At 38.9% G+C, this 20,328-nt stretch carries 28 protein-coding genes; 20 read left to right on the forward strand and 8 right to left on the reverse strand.

Translation table 11 applies throughout. From position 1 onward, the window contains the following. Positions 1 to 31: 31 nt before the first annotated feature. Both AC0VYJ_RS08165 and adhP read left to right on the forward strand, forming a co-directional pair. The gene (locus tag AC0VYJ_RS08165) at positions 32 to 2,719 is read left to right on the forward strand and encodes a transglycosylase domain-containing protein (RefSeq protein ID WP_475367131.1); all 2,688 of its coding nucleotides are present in this window, start codon (positions 32 to 34) and stop codon (positions 2,717 to 2,719) included. 107 nt (positions 2,720 to 2,826) lie between these two features. Further along, entirely contained in the window at positions 2,827 to 3,840 is a 1,014-nt protein-coding gene (gene adhP / locus AC0VYJ_RS08170) for an alcohol dehydrogenase AdhP (protein WP_475367132.1), read from the forward strand. 26 nt (positions 3,841 to 3,866) lie between these two features. Here the strand turns inward: adhP and AC0VYJ_RS08175 are convergent, their stop codons facing one another. From AC0VYJ_RS08175 to AC0VYJ_RS08200, 6 genes are all read right to left on the reverse strand, one after another. Beyond that, positions 3,867 to 4,079, reverse strand: coding sequence for a spore germination protein GerPB (locus AC0VYJ_RS08175; RefSeq protein ID WP_194221097.1), 213 nt, complete (start codon positions 4,077 to 4,079; stop codon positions 3,867 to 3,869). Positions 4,080 to 4,093: 14 nt separating this feature from the next. Beyond that, the gene (locus AC0VYJ_RS08180; RefSeq protein WP_194221098.1) at positions 4,094 to 4,309 is read right to left on the reverse strand and encodes a spore germination protein; all 216 of its coding nucleotides are present in this window, start codon (positions 4,307 to 4,309) and stop codon (positions 4,094 to 4,096) included. 62 nt (positions 4,310 to 4,371) lie between these two features. Next, positions 4,372 to 4,761: a spore germination protein GerPE gene (locus tag AC0VYJ_RS08185; protein ID WP_430242199.1), complete on the reverse strand. Its 390-nt coding sequence runs from the start codon at positions 4,759 to 4,761 to the stop codon at positions 4,372 to 4,374. 12 nt (positions 4,762 to 4,773) lie between these two features. Continuing rightward, positions 4,774 to 4,953: a spore gernimation protein GerPD gene (locus AC0VYJ_RS08190; RefSeq protein ID WP_194221100.1), complete on the reverse strand. Its 180-nt coding sequence runs from the start codon at positions 4,951 to 4,953 to the stop codon at positions 4,774 to 4,776. Further along, positions 4,950 to 5,558 (reverse strand): spore germination protein GerPC, encoded by a 609-nt coding sequence (gene gerPC, locus AC0VYJ_RS08195; RefSeq protein ID WP_430242197.1) that lies wholly within the window; start codon positions 5,556 to 5,558, stop codon positions 4,950 to 4,952. Before gerPC ends, AC0VYJ_RS08190 begins: the two co-directional genes overlap by 4 nt. 161 nt (positions 5,559 to 5,719) lie before the next feature. Beyond that, entirely contained in the window at positions 5,720 to 5,941 is a 222-nt protein-coding gene (locus AC0VYJ_RS08200; protein ID WP_194221102.1) for a spore germination protein, read from the reverse strand. Between the two features lie 288 nt (positions 5,942 to 6,229). On the opposite strand from AC0VYJ_RS08200, the gene AC0VYJ_RS08205 reads away from it, so the two are divergent. From AC0VYJ_RS08205 to AC0VYJ_RS08290, 18 genes are all read left to right on the forward strand, one after another. Next, positions 6,230 to 6,895, forward strand: a complete 666-nt coding sequence (locus AC0VYJ_RS08205) for a DUF4397 domain-containing protein (RefSeq protein ID WP_430242195.1) — start codon at positions 6,230 to 6,232, stop codon at positions 6,893 to 6,895. A 127-nt stretch (positions 6,896 to 7,022) separates the two neighbouring features. Continuing rightward, the gene (locus AC0VYJ_RS08210; protein WP_194221104.1) at positions 7,023 to 7,262 is read left to right on the forward strand and encodes a hypothetical protein; all 240 of its coding nucleotides are present in this window, start codon (positions 7,023 to 7,025) and stop codon (positions 7,260 to 7,262) included. 55 nt (positions 7,263 to 7,317) lie between these two features. Next, positions 7,318 to 7,524, forward strand: a complete 207-nt coding sequence (locus tag AC0VYJ_RS08215) for a DUF2188 domain-containing protein (protein WP_430242192.1) — start codon at positions 7,318 to 7,320, stop codon at positions 7,522 to 7,524. Positions 7,525 to 7,609: 85 nt separating this feature from the next. After that, entirely contained in the window at positions 7,610 to 8,092 is a 483-nt protein-coding gene (locus AC0VYJ_RS08220) for a ribonuclease H-like YkuK family protein (protein ID WP_430242190.1), read from the forward strand. Positions 8,093 to 8,187: 95 nt separating this feature from the next. After that, positions 8,188 to 9,009 (forward strand): DUF6612 family protein, encoded by an 822-nt coding sequence (locus AC0VYJ_RS08225; RefSeq protein ID WP_475367133.1) that lies wholly within the window; start codon positions 8,188 to 8,190, stop codon positions 9,007 to 9,009. Between the two features lie 152 nt (positions 9,010 to 9,161). Then, the gene (gene moaA, locus AC0VYJ_RS08230) at positions 9,162 to 10,181 is read left to right on the forward strand and encodes a GTP 3',8-cyclase MoaA (protein WP_475367134.1); all 1,020 of its coding nucleotides are present in this window, start codon (positions 9,162 to 9,164) and stop codon (positions 10,179 to 10,181) included. A gap of 2 nt (positions 10,182 to 10,183) precedes the next feature. Beyond that, on the forward strand, positions 10,184 to 10,978 hold the full coding sequence (gene fdhD, locus AC0VYJ_RS08235) for a formate dehydrogenase accessory sulfurtransferase FdhD (RefSeq protein ID WP_475367135.1): 795 nt from the start codon (positions 10,184 to 10,186) through the stop codon (positions 10,976 to 10,978). An 84-nt stretch (positions 10,979 to 11,062) separates the two neighbouring features. Beyond that, the gene (locus tag AC0VYJ_RS08240) at positions 11,063 to 11,335 is read left to right on the forward strand and encodes a hypothetical protein (RefSeq protein WP_226612478.1); all 273 of its coding nucleotides are present in this window, start codon (positions 11,063 to 11,065) and stop codon (positions 11,333 to 11,335) included. Between the two features lie 134 nt (positions 11,336 to 11,469). Then, positions 11,470 to 13,311: an LTA synthase family protein gene (locus AC0VYJ_RS08245; protein ID WP_430242181.1), complete on the forward strand. Its 1,842-nt coding sequence runs from the start codon at positions 11,470 to 11,472 to the stop codon at positions 13,309 to 13,311. A 71-nt stretch (positions 13,312 to 13,382) separates the two neighbouring features. Next, a complete protein-coding gene (locus tag AC0VYJ_RS08250) occupies positions 13,383 to 13,637 on the forward strand; it encodes a hypothetical protein (RefSeq protein WP_194221112.1) in 255 nt (84 codons plus the stop codon). Positions 13,638 to 13,812: 175 nt separating this feature from the next. Further along, a complete protein-coding gene (locus AC0VYJ_RS08255) occupies positions 13,813 to 14,673 on the forward strand; it encodes a transporter substrate-binding domain-containing protein (RefSeq protein ID WP_475367136.1) in 861 nt (286 codons plus the stop codon). Positions 14,674 to 14,689: 16 nt separating this feature from the next. Further along, complete coding sequence (locus tag AC0VYJ_RS08260; RefSeq protein ID WP_430242177.1) at positions 14,690 to 15,367, forward strand: amino acid ABC transporter permease; 678 nt, start codon at positions 14,690 to 14,692, stop codon at positions 15,365 to 15,367. 217 nt (positions 15,368 to 15,584) lie between these two features. Continuing rightward, positions 15,585 to 16,307 (forward strand): SurA N-terminal domain-containing protein, encoded by a 723-nt coding sequence (locus tag AC0VYJ_RS08265; protein ID WP_475367137.1) that lies wholly within the window; start codon positions 15,585 to 15,587, stop codon positions 16,305 to 16,307. A 128-nt stretch (positions 16,308 to 16,435) separates the two neighbouring features. After that, positions 16,436 to 17,071, forward strand: coding sequence for an HD domain-containing protein (locus tag AC0VYJ_RS08270; protein WP_475367138.1), 636 nt, complete (start codon positions 16,436 to 16,438; stop codon positions 17,069 to 17,071). A gap of 19 nt (positions 17,072 to 17,090) precedes the next feature. Then, positions 17,091 to 17,561, forward strand: coding sequence for a GNAT family N-acetyltransferase (locus AC0VYJ_RS08275; protein ID WP_475367139.1), 471 nt, complete (start codon positions 17,091 to 17,093; stop codon positions 17,559 to 17,561). A 239-nt stretch (positions 17,562 to 17,800) separates the two neighbouring features. Then, on the forward strand, positions 17,801 to 17,956 hold the full coding sequence (locus tag AC0VYJ_RS08280) for an aspartyl-phosphate phosphatase Spo0E family protein (RefSeq protein ID WP_194221118.1): 156 nt from the start codon (positions 17,801 to 17,803) through the stop codon (positions 17,954 to 17,956). Positions 17,957 to 18,008: 52 nt separating this feature from the next. Beyond that, entirely contained in the window at positions 18,009 to 18,248 is a 240-nt protein-coding gene (locus tag AC0VYJ_RS08285) for a hypothetical protein (RefSeq protein WP_194221119.1), read from the forward strand. A 102-nt stretch (positions 18,249 to 18,350) separates the two neighbouring features. Beyond that, entirely contained in the window at positions 18,351 to 18,491 is a 141-nt protein-coding gene (locus AC0VYJ_RS08290) for a hypothetical protein (protein ID WP_404682473.1), read from the forward strand. 133 nt (positions 18,492 to 18,624) lie between these two features. Here the strand turns inward: AC0VYJ_RS08290 and AC0VYJ_RS08295 are convergent, their stop codons facing one another. Next, on the reverse strand, positions 18,625 to 19,383 hold the full coding sequence (locus tag AC0VYJ_RS08295) for a DUF3891 family protein (RefSeq protein WP_475367140.1): 759 nt from the start codon (positions 19,381 to 19,383) through the stop codon (positions 18,625 to 18,627). Between the two features lie 338 nt (positions 19,384 to 19,721). After that, entirely contained in the window at positions 19,722 to 20,171 is a 450-nt protein-coding gene (locus tag AC0VYJ_RS08300) for a protease complex subunit PrcB family protein (protein WP_475367141.1), read from the reverse strand. Between the last annotated feature and the right edge of the window lie 157 nt (positions 20,172 to 20,328).

The raw sequence follows: 20,328 nt of genomic DNA on the forward strand, positions 1-20,328 counted from the left end.
TCTATGGAGTTTGACGCTAAGGGGGATCATAATGGGGAAAAATATCAATGAAGAACAACATACAGGTAAGCAAGAAGGTCGAAAAAAAGGGAAACGTTTTGCTAGGAATGTCCTTTTAATAGGTGCTTTCTTGATGGTTTTTGTATTAACGTTTGGGGGTTATCAAACTTACGCCTATATTAATGAAGCACCAAAGCTTGAAGAAAATAAACTAAGTTTACCGCAATCATCTACTTTATATGATGCAGAAGGAAATAAAATTACAGACATCGTAGGCGAAGAGCATCGAAATATCGTTTCATTTGATGAAATCCCTGAACATGTTGTAAATGCCTTCATTGCAGTTGAGGATGTAAGATACTGGGAACATAATGGAGTGGATTTAAAAAGAATCGGCGGAGCTGTCGTCGCCAATATTCAAGATGGGTTTGGGGCAGAAGGTGCGAGCACGATTACGCAACAAGTTGTTAAGAACATGCTTTTAGAGCCTGATAAGACAGTGAAACGCAAAGTTCAGGAAGCTTACCTTGCGATGGAATTAGAGAAACAGTATTCCAAAGAAGAGATTCTTGAGATGTATTTAAATAAAATCTATTTTGGACAAGGGGCATATGGAATCGCAACAGCTGCGAATACCTACTTCAATAAGTCACTTGAAGAGTTATCAACAGAGGAAGCGGCATTATTAGCAGGTTTGCCTCAGCGTCCATCAGGATACGATCCATACAAACATCCGGACATTGCAAGCGATAGAAGAGCTACTGTCCTAAGTTTAATGGAGCAGCATGGATTTATCTCTGAACAAGAACGGAAAGAAGCAGCTTCTGTTCCTGTAGAAGATTCAATTGTGGATCAACAAAGTCAGTCGACAACCAACGATGCTTTTATCGATCAGGTCATTGATGATCTTGAGAAAGCTGGCATTCCTGAAAACGCCCTTTATTCAGGGGGATTAGAAATTTATACGACGCTTGATCAGAATGCTCAGCAGATTGTAGATGAAGCACTTACCACAAATAAAGTTGTTGAATACCCAGATGAGCAGTTTAGAGCAGGGGTTTCCCTCATTGACACTCAGTCCGGTGCGATTAAGGCTATTGGTGGAAATCGTCAAACGGGTGAAGATGATGTGCAAAAAGGATTTAATTATGCCACTCAATTAGAACGGTCCCCAGGCTCCACGATCAAGCCAATTCTTGATTATGCTCCTGGAATTGAAAATCTAAAATGGTCAACGAATCAACAGTTTATTGATGAAGAACTTGAGTTAAACGGTAAAGAATTTAGTAACTGGAACGACGAGTTTCAGGGCAGTGTTTCTATACGAGAAGCACTTCAGTGGTCTTATAATATTCCTGCTATTAAAGCATTTATGGAAGTGGGGGGCGAAGAAGCTCAAGCATTTGCGAAAAAACTTGGCATTTCAATTGATGAAACGTATCCTGCCTATGCTATCGGTGGTTTTGCTGGAGGAATTTCTCCTCTACAACTATCAGGCGCATATGCCGCATTTGGTTCAGGCGGAACTTTCCATGAGCCCTATAGTGTTGAAAAAGTAGTATACCCGAATGGTAAGGAGCACCAGCTATCCTCTAAATCTGAAAAAGCGATGAGTGAAGGAACTGCCTACATGATTACAGACATGCTCCGGACGGTCGTGGAAGAAGGAACTGGCATGCAGGCGAAAATTAAAGGTTTGGACGTAGCCGGTAAGACGGGCACGACAAGTCTTGATGATGGTATTAACGGTGATGGTGTATCAGACGCCTGGTTTTCTGGATACACGTCTAACTATACTGCTTCCATTTGGACTGGATATGATAAAACGACTCAAAATTCCTTTATTCATAAAGAAGACGATGATATTGCGAAGTTGCTTTTCCGTCACATCATGAGTGAAGTATCGAAGGATAAAGAAACCGCCTCATTTGAAAAGCCGGATTCAGTTGAAGAGATTGAAATTGATAAGACAACAGGCTTACGTGCAAATAAGGCAACACCTTCGTCTAGTATAATTAAAGAGCTTTACTTTAAAGGAGAAGAGCCGAAAAAAGCACCACTTCCAAAACCAAAAAAGAAAACTTCATCAAATGAAAAAGATGAGAAAGACGATACATCTACAGAATCTACTAAGAAGAATTCCAATAATTCCAATGATAAAAAGAAGTCAGAGGATAAAGTAGAGAAAAAGCAGAAGGATGAGTCCATAAAAGAGGAACCAAAGGCTAAGCCGGAAGAAAAGAAAGAACCAAAAGAGCCTCAAGAACCGGAAAGATCAGACGAACAAGAACAACAAGAACCTACTGATCAGTCCGAAGAAAATGAAGAGCCTGTAACGGATGACTCTGCTAATACTAAAGCTGACAGTTCAGAAGACGGCGAAGATGATGCTAATGCTAACACTGGTAATGAAGAGAATACCAATAATGATGGCGGTAATGAAGGAACCCCAAGTAATACGGGTGACGCAGAAGAGGGAGGTAATCAAGAAGGTTCAAATAATGACCCTCCCGCTGATGGAAATGATGAGGGCACGAGTGAAGAAACAAATGAAAACTCTGCAAATGATAGTGAAAATAGCGAGGTAAGTGATTCGGAAGAAAACACTAGTGACACATCGGACACTTCTGATCAAAGTGGAAGTCAAACTTCTGAAGAGAAAGAAACTTCATCAGCTGATGCGAATCAATCGAAGGAAAAAGAAACAACAGAAAAGTAGAAAATACTGCAAATATCCTGAAACTGTGACCAATTTAACAGTTTATTGAATGAACCTCCATTATGATGAAGAAGGAAATGAAAATTCATCATATGGAGGTTTTCATTATGAAAGCAGCAATTGTACATGCCTTTAGAGAGCCACTTTCAGTAAAGGAAGTAGAAAAGCCTGTTATTGGACACGGAGAAATATTAGTACGCATCAAAGCATGTGGTGTATGTCATACCGATTTACATGCCGCCCATGGTGATTGGCCAGTTAAACCAAAACTTCCGCTGATCCCTGGTCACGAAGGAGCTGGTATTATTGAGGCAGTAGGGGAAGGCGTTACGCACTTGAAGATAGGAGATCGAGTGGGTGTCCCATGGCTCTATTCCGCTTGTGGTCACTGTGAATACTGCCTAACGGGACGTGAAACACTTTGTAAAGAACAGCAGAATGCGGGCTATTCAGTTGATGGAGGATATGCTCAATATTGTAAAGCCGATGCAGATTATGCTGTCAAAATACCTGATCGTCTTAGTTTTGAAGAAGTAGCTCCTATTTTCTGCGCCGGCGTTACCACTTACAAAGCTTTAAAGGTAACTGAGGCTAAGCCTGGTGAGTGGGTGGCTATTTATGGTATCGGAGGATTAGGGCATGTCGCCGTTCAATATGCGAAAGCAATGGGGCTTCACGTTATAGCAGTTGATACGCACAGTGAAAAATTAATACTTGCAAAAGAACTAGGTGCAGATCTTATTGTTAATCCAGTTGAAGAGAATTCTTCTGAATTTATCCAAAGAGAGGTTGGTGGAGCGCACGCTTCCGTTTGTACAGCTGTTTCTAAGCCTGCTTTTAGTGAAGCTTATGCGGCAGTTAGACGAGGAGGCTCCGTAGTTGCTGTTGGACTACCACCTGAAGAAATGCCGATACCGATTTTTGATACAGTATTAAATGGCATTAAGGTCATTGGATCGATCGTGGGCACGCGAAAAGATTTAATGGAAGCTTTGCAATTTGCAGCTGAAGGTAAAGTAAAAACAATTATTGAGACTCGCCCACTAGAAGAGATTAACGAAGTTTTTGAGAGTCTAGAAAATGGCGATATTAATGGAAGAGTTGTGATCACGTTCGACTGAAAAAAAAACCGCCGTCGGCGGTTTTTTTATGTTGGGGGAGCAAGAGGGACAAATGGTGTTAATTCAGAAGTTTGGGCTGTAGATAGTTCAGGAGCAGGTTCAGTGTATCCACCTGTATTATAGAGATTTGATAGTGGTTTTATAATACCAGCGCTCCCAATTTGCAGGACTGAGGAATTCGAAATTCCTTCGACTCTAAGCTGATGAATAACGATGTTTTGGTTCACAAAGAAATTCACGAATCTTCAGCTCCCTAATTGTTTGCGGTAATGTTTTCATCCGCAACATCCGGGTCTAGTGAATTCGTTAAACTAAATCCGTTGTTCACGACATGAAAATCCCCTGTATTAAATGCACCTGAACCAGCGTATGTTTTTGAAGTTGATTTTGGTGTTGTGTTAAAACTATCCCCGAAGTTTACTACTCCACCCGCGCTATTTATCTTAACTGGTCCTACGATTGAAGGCATTGTTGAACACCCTTTGAGTTGTTATAAAGTATAGTATGTGATCAATAAAGGATCCGTTCAATTTATTCTTCATCATCGTAAGGATTAGACAAATATTCGCGATTATGTTTCACCCTTGCCTCCGTCTTAATCTGTCTTGTAGAACCAACTTGTAAAACGGAGGAAGCAGCGATCCCAATGACGCGAATGCTCCCAACTTTAATAATGGGGTTTTCGTGAATAGTGCATTGCTCGATGTTCTCAGTAAGCAGCGGGAGAGGTAGTAGTTGGGAAAACATCGGATATTCTGATAAATCTTCTACTTCATTCCCATTAAAAATAGGAAATTCACGCTGTAAAGCATAAATTTTAGTCTCGGGAGTCACTTGATTGCTGTCACCAATTTGCACAACTGCTGAACTATCCACTGACGAAACAAGGATCCAATTGACGAGGGAGGATCGACTATTCATAGGAAATTCCCCTTATGATGACGCTAATGGAACAAATGGAGCTGAGATAATTAACGATTCCGGCGGTGTGTCGAAAATAGATGAGCAGACGATAGATTCTGTGTCTCCTACAAGAAACACAGAAGAACTTGCTACAGCTGTAATATTAATATGCCCTACTGAAAGTCCTCGATTTATGACGGTATATTTCATTTGGAATCAGTCCTTCCAGGTAAGTTTTTTAGAAAAGCCTCCATGCCATTAGTAATGTCTCGCTTTAATTTGTTCGTTACTTCTTCGACTAGTTGCTCTGTGCTTGACTCAGGCGAACGGTTGGATTGTTGATTAACATAATAGTTAATGCGCTGATCTAGCTGTTTTTGAATATCATTTAGGATGAAGTGACGGTAAGGATCATCAAGAGGATACTGATATTTTTTCTCTAACTCCCCTAGATGTTGGATAGCTCCTTTTTTCATGTAGGAATGAATGTTTTGCTGAATGGATTGAATGGCTTCCGGAGGTATGTTGCTTGGGTTCATTCCATTTCCCCCGTTTACTGTAAAGTCATCCAGAACATCAGCTCCTCCGTTTGGAGTTAAGCCAATATTTAACGTTCCATCAAGCCTTTCAATTTTTAATTGATCAAATTTATATTCGATTTTCTCAATGTTGGTTTTAGGAGCTTTCGATAACTCATGGCAGCTATTTCTTAAATCATCCACCATATCTTCAAGCATTTTGATTCGATTGTTTTGTTGTTCAATGTTTTGTTGCATCCGTTGCAAGATCGCATAGAAATTATCGGTTGGATACATTGACAATCAACTCCCGTATCAAAATGTTTATTCCACCAATAAAGGGTCACTCCCCAAATCTTAGGTAATCCAACCAGGTATCACTCAATATCTTTATGGTCCGATGGATAGAAGACTTTACACTATCGTATGTTCGATAGCAAAATTAGGTGAATGCCCTGCTAAATATTCGCAACAACATTTTGGTCAGCAATATCACTATCGTTAACGGTAGTGACGCTGTAATTACTATTTACGTTTAAGCCATCGCCTGTATTAAACGAACCGCCGCCCGCAAAGGTGCGTATTGCACTTGTTGGAGACACAATAAATACATCGCCGACGTGGAAAACACCGCTGCTTCCAATGGAATTGACTTTAATAGCTCCAACGATTGCCGGCATTTTTTCACATCCTTATTAATGGATTTCACTTATTACTGTATGCGGAACAATAGCGTATGTTCAAAGCTTCTAGCTTTGGTCTATTTACCGCATACTTCGCCTGCATCGTAGCAAACTTAAAAGCTCTAAATTATAAAAACACTTCTGCATCTAAACTATTATTCAGTAACAAAACCACCTATAAGAATTTTTTAATAAGTCATATGACGTTGGATCAGCAAATGAATAATTTATATCTTTCAGTAAAAAATAGGCAGGTTAACAAATGAATAGAAGGGAGTTTTTATAATGAAATGGATGTTGAATTTACTATTCATGCTAGCGCTTTTTGTCGTGCTTTCTCCTGAGGGTTTTGCAGCTGAGAAAAGTGATGCCAATGTGCGTGTTATTCATGCTTCACCAGATGCGCCGTCTGTCGATATTTATGTAGATGGTCAACCTGCTTTTGAAAAGGTTTCGTTTAAAGATGTGACAGATTATGCTGCTTTAACACCTGGTGAGAAGACGATTCAAATTTTTGCCTCTTCTGCTAACGGGGAAGGTAAACCGGCCCTTGAACAAAAATTAACTGTGGAATCAGGAAAAAACTATTCCGTACTTGCGATCGGTAAACTTGAGAACCTTGCCCTTAAAGTATTAGAAGATCAAAAAGGTTCAGGAGAAAAATCGGGATTGAGAGCTGTACATGCTTCACCGAACGCTCCAGCTGTTGATATTGGTGTGAAGGATGGAGATGCTCTTATTAAGAATCTCGCTTTTACCCAAAACTCTGAATATCAAATGGTCGATCCCGGGACATACAATTTAGAAGTTCGAGCCGCAGGATCTGATAAGGCTGTTCTTGATCTTCCTAACTTACCTGTTGAAGCAGGTGTGAACTACACAGCTATCGCCATTGGCTTATTGGATGGAGACCCCCCATTAAATGTTATTCTTCTAAAAGATGGGAAATAATAAGAAGACCGCAGCTTAGCTGCGGTTGTTTTTGTCTGGAGAGGTTCTGTTCGTTTATTGCATTATTTTCTAATACAATGGGGTCCAACAAGTCCATCTATACTGAAAAGAAAGGAAACGTGATCGAATGCATTCAAAACATACAGTGCGCTACATTTGCGAGCGTTATATAAGTGGGAATAGTTATTATTATAAGCAGGAATTAATTACGCATGATACGTGGCAAAATCCTGCTTCAATTCAATGGTCTACTAAAAGACCAATTTCAAGTAATACATTTTATCAGAAAGAAAAAGAAGGCTATAAGACAATTACTAAGCTACATGACAAAAAACCAGCGAAGGTTCTCCAGTTTTCTAGAACATAGTAAGGTTTATTCTACATCTTAGGAAGGAATGAGAGATAGCAAGGAGGAATAAAGGATGAAAACCATTTATCATGTACAGAGCGGAAAAACCGGTTCATGGGAGATCAAGAAAGAGGGGGCAGAACAAGCAACCAAAACTTTTGAAACAAAAGCAGAAGCGTATCAGTATGGAAGGTCATTATGTGATGAGAATCGTCCATCTGAATTGATTATTCATCAGGAGAACGGGCAAATCGAAGACCATAGCCTATACAATCGTTAGTAATTTCTGTTCTCTTCGTACATATTTTTCAGCTTATGAATAAACATAGTACTAACTACTATCCTAATGAAAGAAGGGAACCTTCATGGATTTTATTAGTCCAACAGCTGGAAAAGTAACGGTTGAACAGCTTACTCAACTCATTGAAAGCTATACGAAAGAAGATCCTAAAGGAACATATCGCATTGTGATTGGAACAGATTCGCAGACAAGCCGGAAAGCGACACAGTTTGTGACAGCCCTCATTATCCATCGCGTCGGCAAAGGAGCACGCATTTTCTATCGAAAAGTAAAACACAAGCCGATTCATGAGCTCAGGCATCGCATTTATAAAGAAACCCAAATGAGTCTTGAGCTCATGGAATCGTTAAAGGATGAAGGATTTTCAACGCTATTAGAAACCTGGCCGATTGAGATTCATCTCGATGTTGGAAAGCAAGGGGAAACGCGTAAAATCATACAGGAAGTTGTAGGTTGGGTAACTTCTGTTGGCTATATTGCTAGAATCAAGCCCGACTCATATGGGGCAAGCAGCGTTGCAGATCGCTATACAAAATCAATTAGTTAAACTGGCGGAATATGCCAGTTTTATTTTTTTTTATGAAACTTCACTCTCGCTCATTCGTATTATTAGTAGAATGAATACTATGGAGGAGTGGTGAGATGAAGTTACGAATGATCACGATTCTTAGTGCACTGATGCTTATTCTTGCAGCATGTAGTGGTACAACAGAATCCGGAGGCGAAGTCAGCGTTGATAAAGGAATTGACGCTCAGGAAGTATTTGAGAAGTCAATTGCGGCTCAAGAAGAGATTAAGAATTTCCATATGAATGCGGATATGACGCAAAGTATTGGTTCAGGTGAAGAAGAGATGGATATTAATAGCGTGATTGACGCTGATATGGTGATGGATCCTATTGCTTTTCATCAAATGATTGATATGACAGCAAATGGTGAAACAATGCAAATGGAATCATACTTTACTGAAGAAGGTTTCTTTATGAAGCAGGGTGAGCAATGGATGAAATTCCCTGATGAAATGACAGATACGCTTCTTTCTCTTCAGGAAACTCAAGCTGATCCAGCTGAACAAATGGAAATGCTCAAAGAATATGTCGATGAATTTACTTTATCAGAAGAAGATGATACTTATGTGATGACATTGAAAGCTTCGGGTGAGAAATTTCAAGGTTTGATGGAGAAAACAGCTGAAGACATGGGCTCACAAAATCAAATGATGGAAGATGCCATGGATCAAATGAAAGTGAACAATGTGGAATACACATACGCGATCGATAAGGAAAGCTATCTCCCTGTTCAAATGGACATGAAGATGGACAGTGAAATGAGCATGGAAGGCGAAACAATTTCCACGATTATGGAGATGAACTCCACTTATGACAAGTACAATGAAATTGAAGAAGTGAAGGTTCCTGAGGAAGTTATTTCACAAGCAAAAGAAATGCCAGGTATGGAACAATAATAATAAAGAGTGCTGCTGAAAAAGCGGCGCTCTTTTATTATGAATATAGAATTTTTAAAAACTACTTATGAATCGGATAAGTTATAACTGGAAAAAAGTACCCTGAAGCGTTACGATTAGCACATGACAACTGTTTGAAAGGAGCGAGGTTCATGTCAACTGAAACATTATTATACGATCAACTGAAACGTCCTTTAAGAGATCTTCGTATATCGGTAACGGACCGTTGTAATTTCCGCTGTCGTTACTGTATGCCTGAAGAAACGTTCGGTCCAGATTATGAATTTCTTCCTAAAACGAGCCTTCTCCAATTTGAGGAGATTACTCGTCTCGCTCGGTTATTTGTTGAGATGGGGGTTGAGAAGATTCGTCTGACTGGCGGAGAACCGCTACTTAGAAGGGATCTCGATGTCCTTATTGGTATGCTATCACAAATTAAAGGTCTTGATGATATAGCTTTAACAACGAATGCTTCTTTATTAAAAAAGAGCGCATTAAAATTAAAGCAGGCAGGTCTCACTAGGGTGAATGTTAGTCTTGATGCCATTCATGATGAAACGTTTGGCAAAATGAATGGGAGAGGAACTAAGATAAAACCTGTTCTCGAAGGCATTCAGGCTGCAGCCGATGCAGGACTTCAAGTTAAAATTAATATGGTCGTTCAAAAGGGAGTTAACGATCACGAGATCGTTCCAATGGCTTCGTATTTTAAAAATAGCGGGCACATCGTTCGCTTTATTGAGTATATGGATGTAGGAAATTCAAATGGATGGAAGTTTGATCATGTGATGAATAAGAAAGATATTATTGATCAAATAGCAGAGACTTTTCCTCTTAAATCTGTTGATGCTGCATACTTTGGCGAAGTAGCAAGCCGCTATCAATATGAAGATGGATCTGGTGAAATTGGTGTCATTTCATCTGTCAGTGATTCGTTTTGTTCTAGCTGTACAAGAGCGCGCCTTTCAGCTGATGGAGCTCTTTACACTTGCTTGTTTGCTTCGAAAGGAATGAGCTTACGAAATCCGCTTCGTAATGGAGCGACAGATGACGAATTACGGACGATGCTAACAAATCTCTGGAACGGTCGACATGATCGCTATTCAGATGAGCGAACAGAGGAAAGTGTTTTAAATAGAGACAAGATTGAAATGTCATTTATAGGTGGATAATCATGGAGGAACAATTCAAACATACGACTGAACGCAAAATCACACGGTATGAAGGTGGGAAATTTAAAGAGAAGGAAGACGTGATTGCTCTTGAGAAACCAATCACGATTCGAATTAATCATACTGAATTCGCAACGCTTGTTTGTACACCTGATCATTTAGAAGATATGGTCATTGGATTTCTCGCTTCAGAAGGGGTGATTCGATCTTATCACGATGTGGAAGAAATGCTTTTTAATGATGGACAAGGGATTGTAAATGTAAAAGCTGCTGTTCAAGGTTCATTAACGTCTGATACATATACAAAGCGCGTCATTAGCTCATGCTGTGGAAAAAGTAGACATTTTTATTTGAAAAGTGATTCAAAAACGGCTCGGACGATTATGAAGGCACCTAAATTAACGGCTTCCGTTTGTCTTGCTAATATGAGAACGTTGCAAGAGGAGTCAGCTACGTTTAAATCGACTGGTGGTGTTCATAACGCGGCCATTTTCAAAAATGGGGAAATGGTGGCTTCACGTACTGACATTGGAAGACATAATGCTCTTGATAAGCTATATGGTTACGTACTCCGTCATCATCTTCATCCTTCTGATCTTAGCGTTGCGTTTAGCGGGAGAATTTCATCAGAAGTTGTTATTAAGCTATCCAAGATGGGTATTGGTGTACTGCTCTCAAAATCGGCTCCCACCGAGCTTGCCATTCAATTAGCGGATGATCTTAACATTACAACAGTAGGGTTTATTCGCCATGAAGGCTTCAATGTTTATACAAAACCAGAACGGATTCTGAATTAGAACACCTCTAGATTAGAGGTGTTTTTTTTGATGAAGTCGTTCATACTACTGAACAAATAAGCATTTTGGAAAGGCGGATATGCAATGGGTTGGACGATAGCTGTGATATTCTGGATTGCTGGTGTTGTATTGGTAGGAAGCCCCAAGTATTTGTTTCATCGTCTTGAGGCTATGAAATCGGATACGGCGGGTCATGCAAGGGCATCTGAAGCAACAGATAAAGAAGAAAGTATTTTCTTTTTTATTGAAACGAAAGCTCTTGATTCAATACCGTGGTGGGTTGTAACGATTTCTTGTGTCACAATTGGACTTTTTCTTATTGCGTTTGGAGTAATCGCCCTTGTTTTTTCCTATTAAAATGAAACTTTCTTGATTATTCATTCGTCTTTAGAGAGGAGGGATTTGCCGGTAGTTTGGTTATCCCCCTTTGGTGGTAAATAAAGAAAGAAAGAGTTCATTTATGTTAGGGAGATATAAGGGGTGTGTGACAGATGGAAGCAGAGAGAAGAAAAGTAAAGTCAGTGTGGCATTTTTATTTATTATTAGTAGGATTACTTGTTCTAAAAACGTACCTTGTTTATCGATTTGAATTTTCGTTTTCGTTGAGCGGAATTGGCGAAGAAATGTTTCTTTTCATTAATTCAATAGGGTCAATCGTATTACTGCTAGGTATAGGTCTTTTTAGGAAGCAGTCAAAACCAGGCCTAATACTAGCAGTTTATTTTATTTTATCAGCTCTACTTTATTGTAATATTTTATATTATCGTTTCTACATAGACTTTGTTACCGTTCCTGTTCTTTTTCAATTCGGTAATGTTGGAGGGCTAGGTCAAAGTACAGTTGAGCTGTTGAATTTATATGATCCGCTCATCGTGTTCGACTCCATCATCTTATTTTGGATCCTAAAACGAAATCATTTACATAAGATCCCTTTATCAGAGAAACTACGAAAAAGAACGGCGCTTACTGGTGTCGCCGTATTAGTAGGAACAGCTGGACTGGCGTTGATTATGCATCCATTACTATTTGAAAAATCATATGATCGAGAGTTATTTGTTAAGTCACTAGGTGCCTACACATACCATATTTATGATATAGGCTATAACTCGTTTACATCCATTAATAGTGCGTTTGCGGATGATACCGAACTATCAGAAATCGAAAGTTATGTTGAGAAAAAGGAATTGAAATCTTCCTCCTATGAAGGAATCGCAAAAGGGAAAAATTTGATCATTATTTCTTTGGAATCTACGCAAGCATTTATGCTTGATGAAAGTATCGATGGGGAAGAAGCAACACCTTATCTAAATAAGTTGAAGGAAGAAAGCTTTTTCTTTCCCAATTTCTATCACCAGACAGCACAGGGGAAAACGTCTGATGCTGAATTTATGATTGATAACAGTTTGTATCCACTTTCCGGTGGGTCTGTGTTCGTAAGAAAGCCACAGAATGAGTTTTTCTCACTTCCTGAGGCATTAAATGACGAGGGGTATACGACAACTTCTTTTCATGGAAATGATCGAGAATTTTGGAATCGGTCAGAAATGTATGAAACGCTTGGTTACGATCGTTTTTATTCAAAAAAGGATTTTGAAGTGAGTGACGATAATTCCATTAACTACGGTTTGAAGGATATCCCATTCTTCAAGCAATCAATTCCTTACTTAAAAGAACTGGATCAGCCATATTCGGCAAAATTTCTTACGCTGACAAATCATTTTCCTTACTTATTAGAAGAAAAGGATACAATGATTTCACTGCCGGAGACGCCGGAAGAAGTAGTAAACCGATATTATGCAACGGTTCGCTATGAGGATGAAGCGATAAAGACTTTCTTTGAAGAAATGAAAGCTGCCGGTTTATATGAAGACTCCATTTTTGTTCTTTATGGTGATCATTATGGGTTATCTGAAACTTATGATAAAGCTCTTGGCGACTATCTAGGTGAAGAAATAGGTCCTGTTGAACATGTCGATCTACAAAAAGTGCCTCTCATCATTCACGTCCCAGGTGAAGAAGGAAAGGTGATTGATACAGTTGGAGGACAAGTTGATTTAAAGCCGACAATATTAGAGCTGTTAGGCGTAGAAGAAAGCACAAGTTTGAATTTTGGCACAAGCCTATTCTCGAAAAAACGAGAAGACCTCGTTATTTTCAGGGATGGAAGTTTTGTGACAGAGAATCTTATCTATACTAAAAATACGTGTTATAACAAAGAAACAAGTTCAAAAACCAATCGAAACAAATGTGCTCGCTATTTTGGTCAGGTTCAAGATGAATTAGATTATTCTGATCAAGTGATCTATGGCGATTTACTCCGTTTCATTGAATAGCTTTGGTGTTCATTCTGAGTCGTTCATGGTACGCTTAAATAGGATTAATGACTGTAAAGGGATGAGTATACATGGATTTGCAGAGGTTACAAATTCTAACTGAAGTAGTGAGAGAGTACAAAACAGCTATTCACATGGATCAAAATAAAGATGAGGTAGGTAGAGAAGTTCTCGATATTGTGATGAATTCTCAGGATCTCGTTTTATATGGACATGTAAAAAGAGCTAAAGATGTTGATAAATTTCCTGGTGAAGCTTTGAAGCACCTCGATCAGGCTACAAAATATCTTCATGAAAAAATAGATGAACAGTTGAAACACTCTTGAACCTAAGGGTGTTTTCTTTACGATTGACATTGTTTTTATCGTAACATAGCGATCAAAACATTGATTGAAAAATGGAAATAGTTTGTGTATAAAAGAATGTGTTGTAATTGTTGCAATACACTGTCATATAGTGATATGTTTTTACTGTTTACTAGATTAAAGGAGAGTGAAATGAATGACTAATTTCGTTAAGCGACTGGCTCCTGTATTTTTAATGGGGCTAGTTGTTTTTGTGATAAGTGCTTGTTCGAACGGTGGAAACGAATCGAATGAAGCATCTGAAGATAAACCGACTGCCTGGGAAGAGATTCAAGAAGAAGGAAAGATTACGGTAGCTACGTCTGGGACGCTCTATCCAACTTCTTATTATGAAGAAGGTTCTGACGAAGTGACGGGGTACGAAGTTGAAGTTGTAAAAGAGATGGCGAAACGCCTTGATCTTGAAGTTGAATTTGAAGAAATGGGCTTTGATGGCATGTTAACAAGCATCAACTCAGGGAAAGTAGATCTTGCTGCAAACGACATAACATCAACGGAAGAGCGAGAAGAAAAATTCGCTTTTTCTGAACCAGTTAAATACTCTTACGGAACTGCGATCGTAAGAAAAGATGATTTATCTGGAATTGACTCACTAGATGATCTTGAGGGGAAAAAAGCCGCTGGTGCTTCAACAACGGTTTATATGAAGGTAGCTCGTGAGCACGGTGCTGAAGAAGTAACTTACGATAATGCGACAAATGAACAGTATTTACGTGATGTATCAACAGGGAGAACGGATATTATCCTGAATGATTATTACTTACAGAAGCTCGCTCTTGCTGCCTTTCCAGATTTAAATATTACAATCCATCCAGATATCGAATATTATCCAAATGACCAGTCGATCGTTATGAAAAAAGATAGCGGAGAACTTGAAACAAAAGTGAATGAAACCATTAAAGAGATGAAGGAAGACGGGACGCTCAAAGAGCTTTCAGAGAAATTCTTTGATGGAGCTAACGTATCAGTTAAGCCAGATATTGATTTTGAAGAATAAGTGGGAGTTGTAACAAGTGGGGGAAATACATTGGGAATATCTATTTGATGCGGGTCTTGCGTTAAAGTCGTTTCCCTATGTCATTCAAGGACTTGGATTAACGTTATTGATCGCGTTTGTTGGAATGATTATCGGGCTGGTGATGGGGTTATTTCTTGCTCTTGGAAGAATGTCAAAATGGAGAGCCCTCAGGTGGCCAGCTCGACTTTACATTTCGTTTATGAGAGGTACACCGATTCTTGTTTTTCTTTATATTCTTTATTTCGGGTTACCTGTCGTTGGCATTGAGTTTTCAGCTTTAACATCAGCATTGATTGGTTTTAGCTTAAATAGCGCCGCCTATATTGCTGAAATACAGCGATCTGCGCTGTCATCTGTTGAAAAAGGGCAGTGGGAGGCATCGACCGCGCTCGGTATGCCTTATTGGACAACAATGAGGGAAGTCGTATTGCCGCAGGCAACGCGAATAGCGATTCCGCCATTATCGAATGTGATGCTTGATCTAATCAAGGCATCATCTTTAGCGGCGGTCATTACAGTTCCAGAATTACTCCATCATGCGAAAATAGTTGGAGGCCGAGAGTTCGACTTTATGACGATGTACATATTAGTTGCGCTAATTTATTGGGCTGTTTGTGTATGTGTGTCTTTCATACAAGAGCGATTAGAAAAACGATATCACTATTTACACTAACCCTAGATGATTTTCTAGGGTTTTTTCTTTTGCCTTATTTTTTACTAAAGGTATCTTTGCTATTATTGTTGATTATTCGAACTGTGGCTTTACTATAGTCAGTCTTGAAAAAACAAAAATATCCCATATTTATTATGAAGTATTTTTAAGAATGTTATAATAAGTCCTATAATCAACATAGACGTTTCGTCACATTTGAAGGGAGTTCATCATCTGCATGAAAAAATATCTTAGCTTATTAATGCTTATTGGGGTTCTTTTGCTCGCTGCTTGTAACAATAATAGTGAAGCGAAAAAAGAAGAAAAGCCTTCAGAAGAATCAGCAACAATGGATCAAACACAGGAAGAACTAGAAGCAATGAAGGTAAAAGAAGATAAGGTTGTTGCTACTGTAAATGGAGAAGATATTAAGGGAAAAGATTATAATTCGATGCTAGTTCAAACTCAGCTGCGCTATACGATGAGCGGTGAAGATCCATCGGATACGGAAGTGGCGAAGTCAATTGAAGAAGAAGTTATGGATAATTTAATCGGACAGGAACTTCTGCTTCAGAAAGCAAAAGAAGAAGGTTTCTCTGCATCAGATAAAGAAGTTGAAACTGAACTTGAGCAAATAAAGGCTCAATTTGATGGTGAGGATGAGCTGAAGAAAGCGCTAGAAGGTCAAGGCATGACGCTGGCTCAGCTTGAAAGTCAATATTCTGATATTGTCGTTGTAGATAAATTTGTTAAAGAGAAAATTGAAACACCCGAAGTGACCGAAGAAGAGATGAAAGCATTTTATAATGATCAGTTCTCAAAAGATGCTGAGAATCCACCATCTTATGAAGAAATGAAGGATCGTATAAAAGACTATTTAATCGAAACCAAAACGCAAGAGAAAGTTCAGCAAATGAAAGAAGATTTACTAAAGAAAGCAGAAGTCGAAGAGAAGTTATAGGTCAGCACATAGCTGGCCTTTTTTTGTGAGGGTTAAGTTATAGCTACTAGTATCAATTTTTCGATTTATAACCGAGAGGAGATTTCGAGTAGGCATAACCCAACTATTAGAGAAGGAGACATATTACCGTGGAAACTATTTTGAATGAACTTAGAACGTACGTTAGACGAAAATTAGAAAGAGAAGGTAGCGGTCACGACTGGCATCATATTGATCGGGTTGTCAAACAAGCAAAAAGAATAGCAGATGAAGAGAGTGCTAACACATTTATTTGTGAAGTAGCAGCACTCGTTCATGATTTAGCAGATGATAAAGTAGCTTCCTCAGAGCAGGATGGAATAAGAGAGGTAGAAGCGCTGCTCTATCAATTAAAGGCCGCGGATCGAGAACACGTAATGGAAATTATTACGACTATTTCTTATAAAGGAGGGAATCGTCCACCAGTTAAGAGTCTCGAAGCACAAGTTGTGCAAGATGCGGACAGATTAGATGCGATAGGGGCGATTGGCATCGCACGAACGTTTGTGTACGCCGGCTCCAAAGCAGAAGTGATTTATGACCCTTCTATTGAACCAAGAACAAATATGACAATGGATGCCTATCGAAATGAACAGTCTACCGCTATTAATCATTTTTATGAAAAACTTTTGAAATTAAAAGATCTTATGAATACCGAGACGGGAAAAAGTCTTGCAGAAGAACGGCATGAATTTATACAATCATTTTTATCACAATTTCATGGAGAGTGGGAAGGGAATCGATAAGGTTATGAGAATTCACCCTATGACTTTAGAAAAGGCACGCGAAATTCAAACGTGGACATATGATGAACCTTATTCTTTGTATAGTTTTAAAGGCGATCAAGAAGAATTATTAGAGTTTATGAACGGGGCCTATTTTTATGTGATCGATGACAAAAGAAATTTGATTGGGTACTTTTGCTATGGAGAATCGGCGCAAGTACCAGCTGGTCACCAAGTTGACGCCTACGAGGAGAATTATATCGATATTGGCCTTGGACTACATCCTAATCAGACAGGCAAAGGAACAGGATTGGCATTTTTGAAGGTAGGACTTGCTTATGCAATTGAATACAATGGGTTCTTAGGTCTCAGACTGACTGTAGCATCGTTTAATAGGAGAGCGATCAAGGTGTATGAGAGAGCGGGATTCACATTTGAAAAATCATTTACGAACGGCTCGACGAATTTTAATATCATGATAAGAAGAAATGGGAGTAGCACTCATCTATAAATGCAAACGATGGATTAAACAATTGAAAAAGGGGAATAAGAGAACTATATAAGTAACCTTATACAGGAGGATAGTTTCATACAGAGAGCTATTTCTTTACACAATTAATCGAGTTTAGCAAAAGATTTTGTCTTATTCCTACTAATTCTGACATAGCATAGGAAGTTTGGTCGAATACGTTTTGATTCCTTCTAGAAATGGGCATAATGGTAATGTATTGGCATGAGGAGGAATGAGACATGTATGATGCAATTGAAAAAAAACGCAAAGAAATGTTTGAAGTTGCGGGACGATATGGATTTGCATCAGAGAGAACCATTCGCTGTAGTCAGGAGCTTGACCGATTATTAAATGCCCTAATGCAAATGAACCATCAAAATGAGGAAGTTTTGTGAAACTAACATCTGCTATTTTCTTCCTGTGTGGTAAAGTAAAGGAGGAAACCTTATGAAGTTCGATCTCAAATCAATTCTCACAAAAGAGTTGTTTGATTGGATAGAAGATCATCCTAAGAGGAACCAATTAATTGAATCAATTCAGGGAGAGATCTTTCAATCAGTGGTTCATTTCCGCGAATGGAACGACTCCAATTATAATGGGAACGAAGATTGGCTACTTTTTGCACTGCGTAACGAAGAAACATGGCGAAACGAAGTAGACCCACTTGACCAGTGTGAAAGCCGTTAGTTAAACGGCTTTTTTGTTGTGGTTAAACCTTTACTTTAAGTAAGTAAGCGCTTACAATAATAGAAAGAATAGTTAGAATAATCGAATAAGGGTGTGTTGAGAATGAGAAGCGAGACGAGTTATCGAATGCTTGCCTTTGAAAAATTCAACGCTGAAAAGAATTGGTCAGAAAACAATCGCCTTTTTAATTATTCCATTGCCGGTCTGGGAACTATTTTCTATTTTGTAACGTTACTTTTCTAACGCCTTTCTTAGGAGAGGGGACTTTGTATACTCACACAGGAACTTCCTAAATGATTAGGAAGTTCCTATTTAAGTTGACGTGATGAATCTGGCTTTCGTTCAGAGGCAAATATCTCACTGTCTATTGTCAGCATTAGCTACTAAAGTGAAATCTACGATATTCAACTGGAGTGGATTGATAAGCTTTTGAAATTCCTTCAGTTTCGATCAGTTTTTTTGGAACACGCTTAAGCTGCACTTGAAAGACGTGATCTTCATGAAATAGAGGATGAGATATTTGTATCGTATCAGTAGATTTCCAGCTTGTCTGTATTGAATCCTGTTCCTCCAGAAAATAAAAGGATTGAGGGAATCCATTCCGATACCAGGAGAGCTCTTCCTCTTTTTGGACACCCGGTTCTTGAAAACATGCATAGAGCGACAGGTCGTCACAAAATTGAAGAAACTGATAGTGAAATGTTAGAAGATCATCAGGTATATCAATTGATTCCTTGAGCTGATCCTGTCTATTCTCTTCTTCTGCGTAAAAACGGATCGCATGTTCAGACTCGGCACCATTAAAGAAAGAGCGATAGTGTTTGCTACAAAGAAAAGCCCCGTAAGTTGTTTTTTCATTCACTTCCTCGATCCCTTTCTTATAGAATTCTAGCTTAGTAGCTAGAGGAAAGTCTAAGAAGGAGTAGGGTGCTTCGCGTCGATCATTCCAAAATGGAACTTCATCAAGTGGAATCCATCCACGATCATGATGTTTTATCGCATATAAAACATCTTCCTGATAGAGATTACCTGGCCAAAAAGACTTTCGCAACGCTTCTGCAAACTGCCCTGAAAGCAAAGCGTGATCATGCTGTGTAATCATGACAAAATAATCATTATCTTCATAAACAATCATATCCTCAGTCCTTTCAATAAAAGCGTAATTCCCCTGTTAATGGGCGACAATCACTGGAGTCTCTCAAATGAACACGCTATTTTGTGTTCAGCATGAGAGATGAAGTGATCGAGGCCATGGGGAATGGAGCTGGATAAATAAAAGCGTAATTCCCCGTTAATGGCCGACAATCACTGGAGTCTCTCAAATGAACACGCGATTTGTGTTCAGCATGAGAGATGAAGTGATCGAGGCCATGGGGAATGGAGCTGGATAAATAAAAGCGTAATTCCCCTGTTAATGGCTCATTACGAATGTTGTAAGCGTTGTGATTTTGTGTGTAACAAAAAAGCGAATCCTTAATTAGGAACGCTTTTTTGAATTTCTTTAAAATTAACACGAGTATTCGTCATCTCGATTTTTGAGATCACAATTGGTTTCGTAATGGCTTGTGTAACCATATCATCCTTTTTCGGATCAGTATAGAGATACGAGACAACAATTTCGTTGCCTTCTTTAATGATACTGTCGATTGAGACTGAATAACCACCTGTTGGCATCTCACCACGAGTAATAATAATATAGAGATCGTCATTTGATGGAATTGTAAAAGTGGATTTTTCTAACCATTTTTGTTGAACGGTTGTCTGAACATCTTTAGGAGCATTCTGCATTTCGACTGTTTCAAAAGCGATGTTTTCCTGCATTTGTTCTCCTCCGTTCGATTCGTTAGAGGTTTGAGATGAATTATTACCGCACCCCGCCAAGATAACGAACATCATTGAAATAACTAGTAATAATGAACGCAATGTCCTACTCCTTCCTCTATATAGAATCTTTCATTTTAGTAAAGCTGAAACTATCTTAAGTTTAGCGAATTTCATTACGCTTGGAAAGAGTCGGGTGTGAAAACGATTATAATTTCTGTTAATAGGGTAATAAAAATGTGAGACGTTGACGTATTGA

Source organism: Anaerobacillus sp. 63XJN7_5_ISO-PGPR-S23-430, from assembly GCF_056173695.1.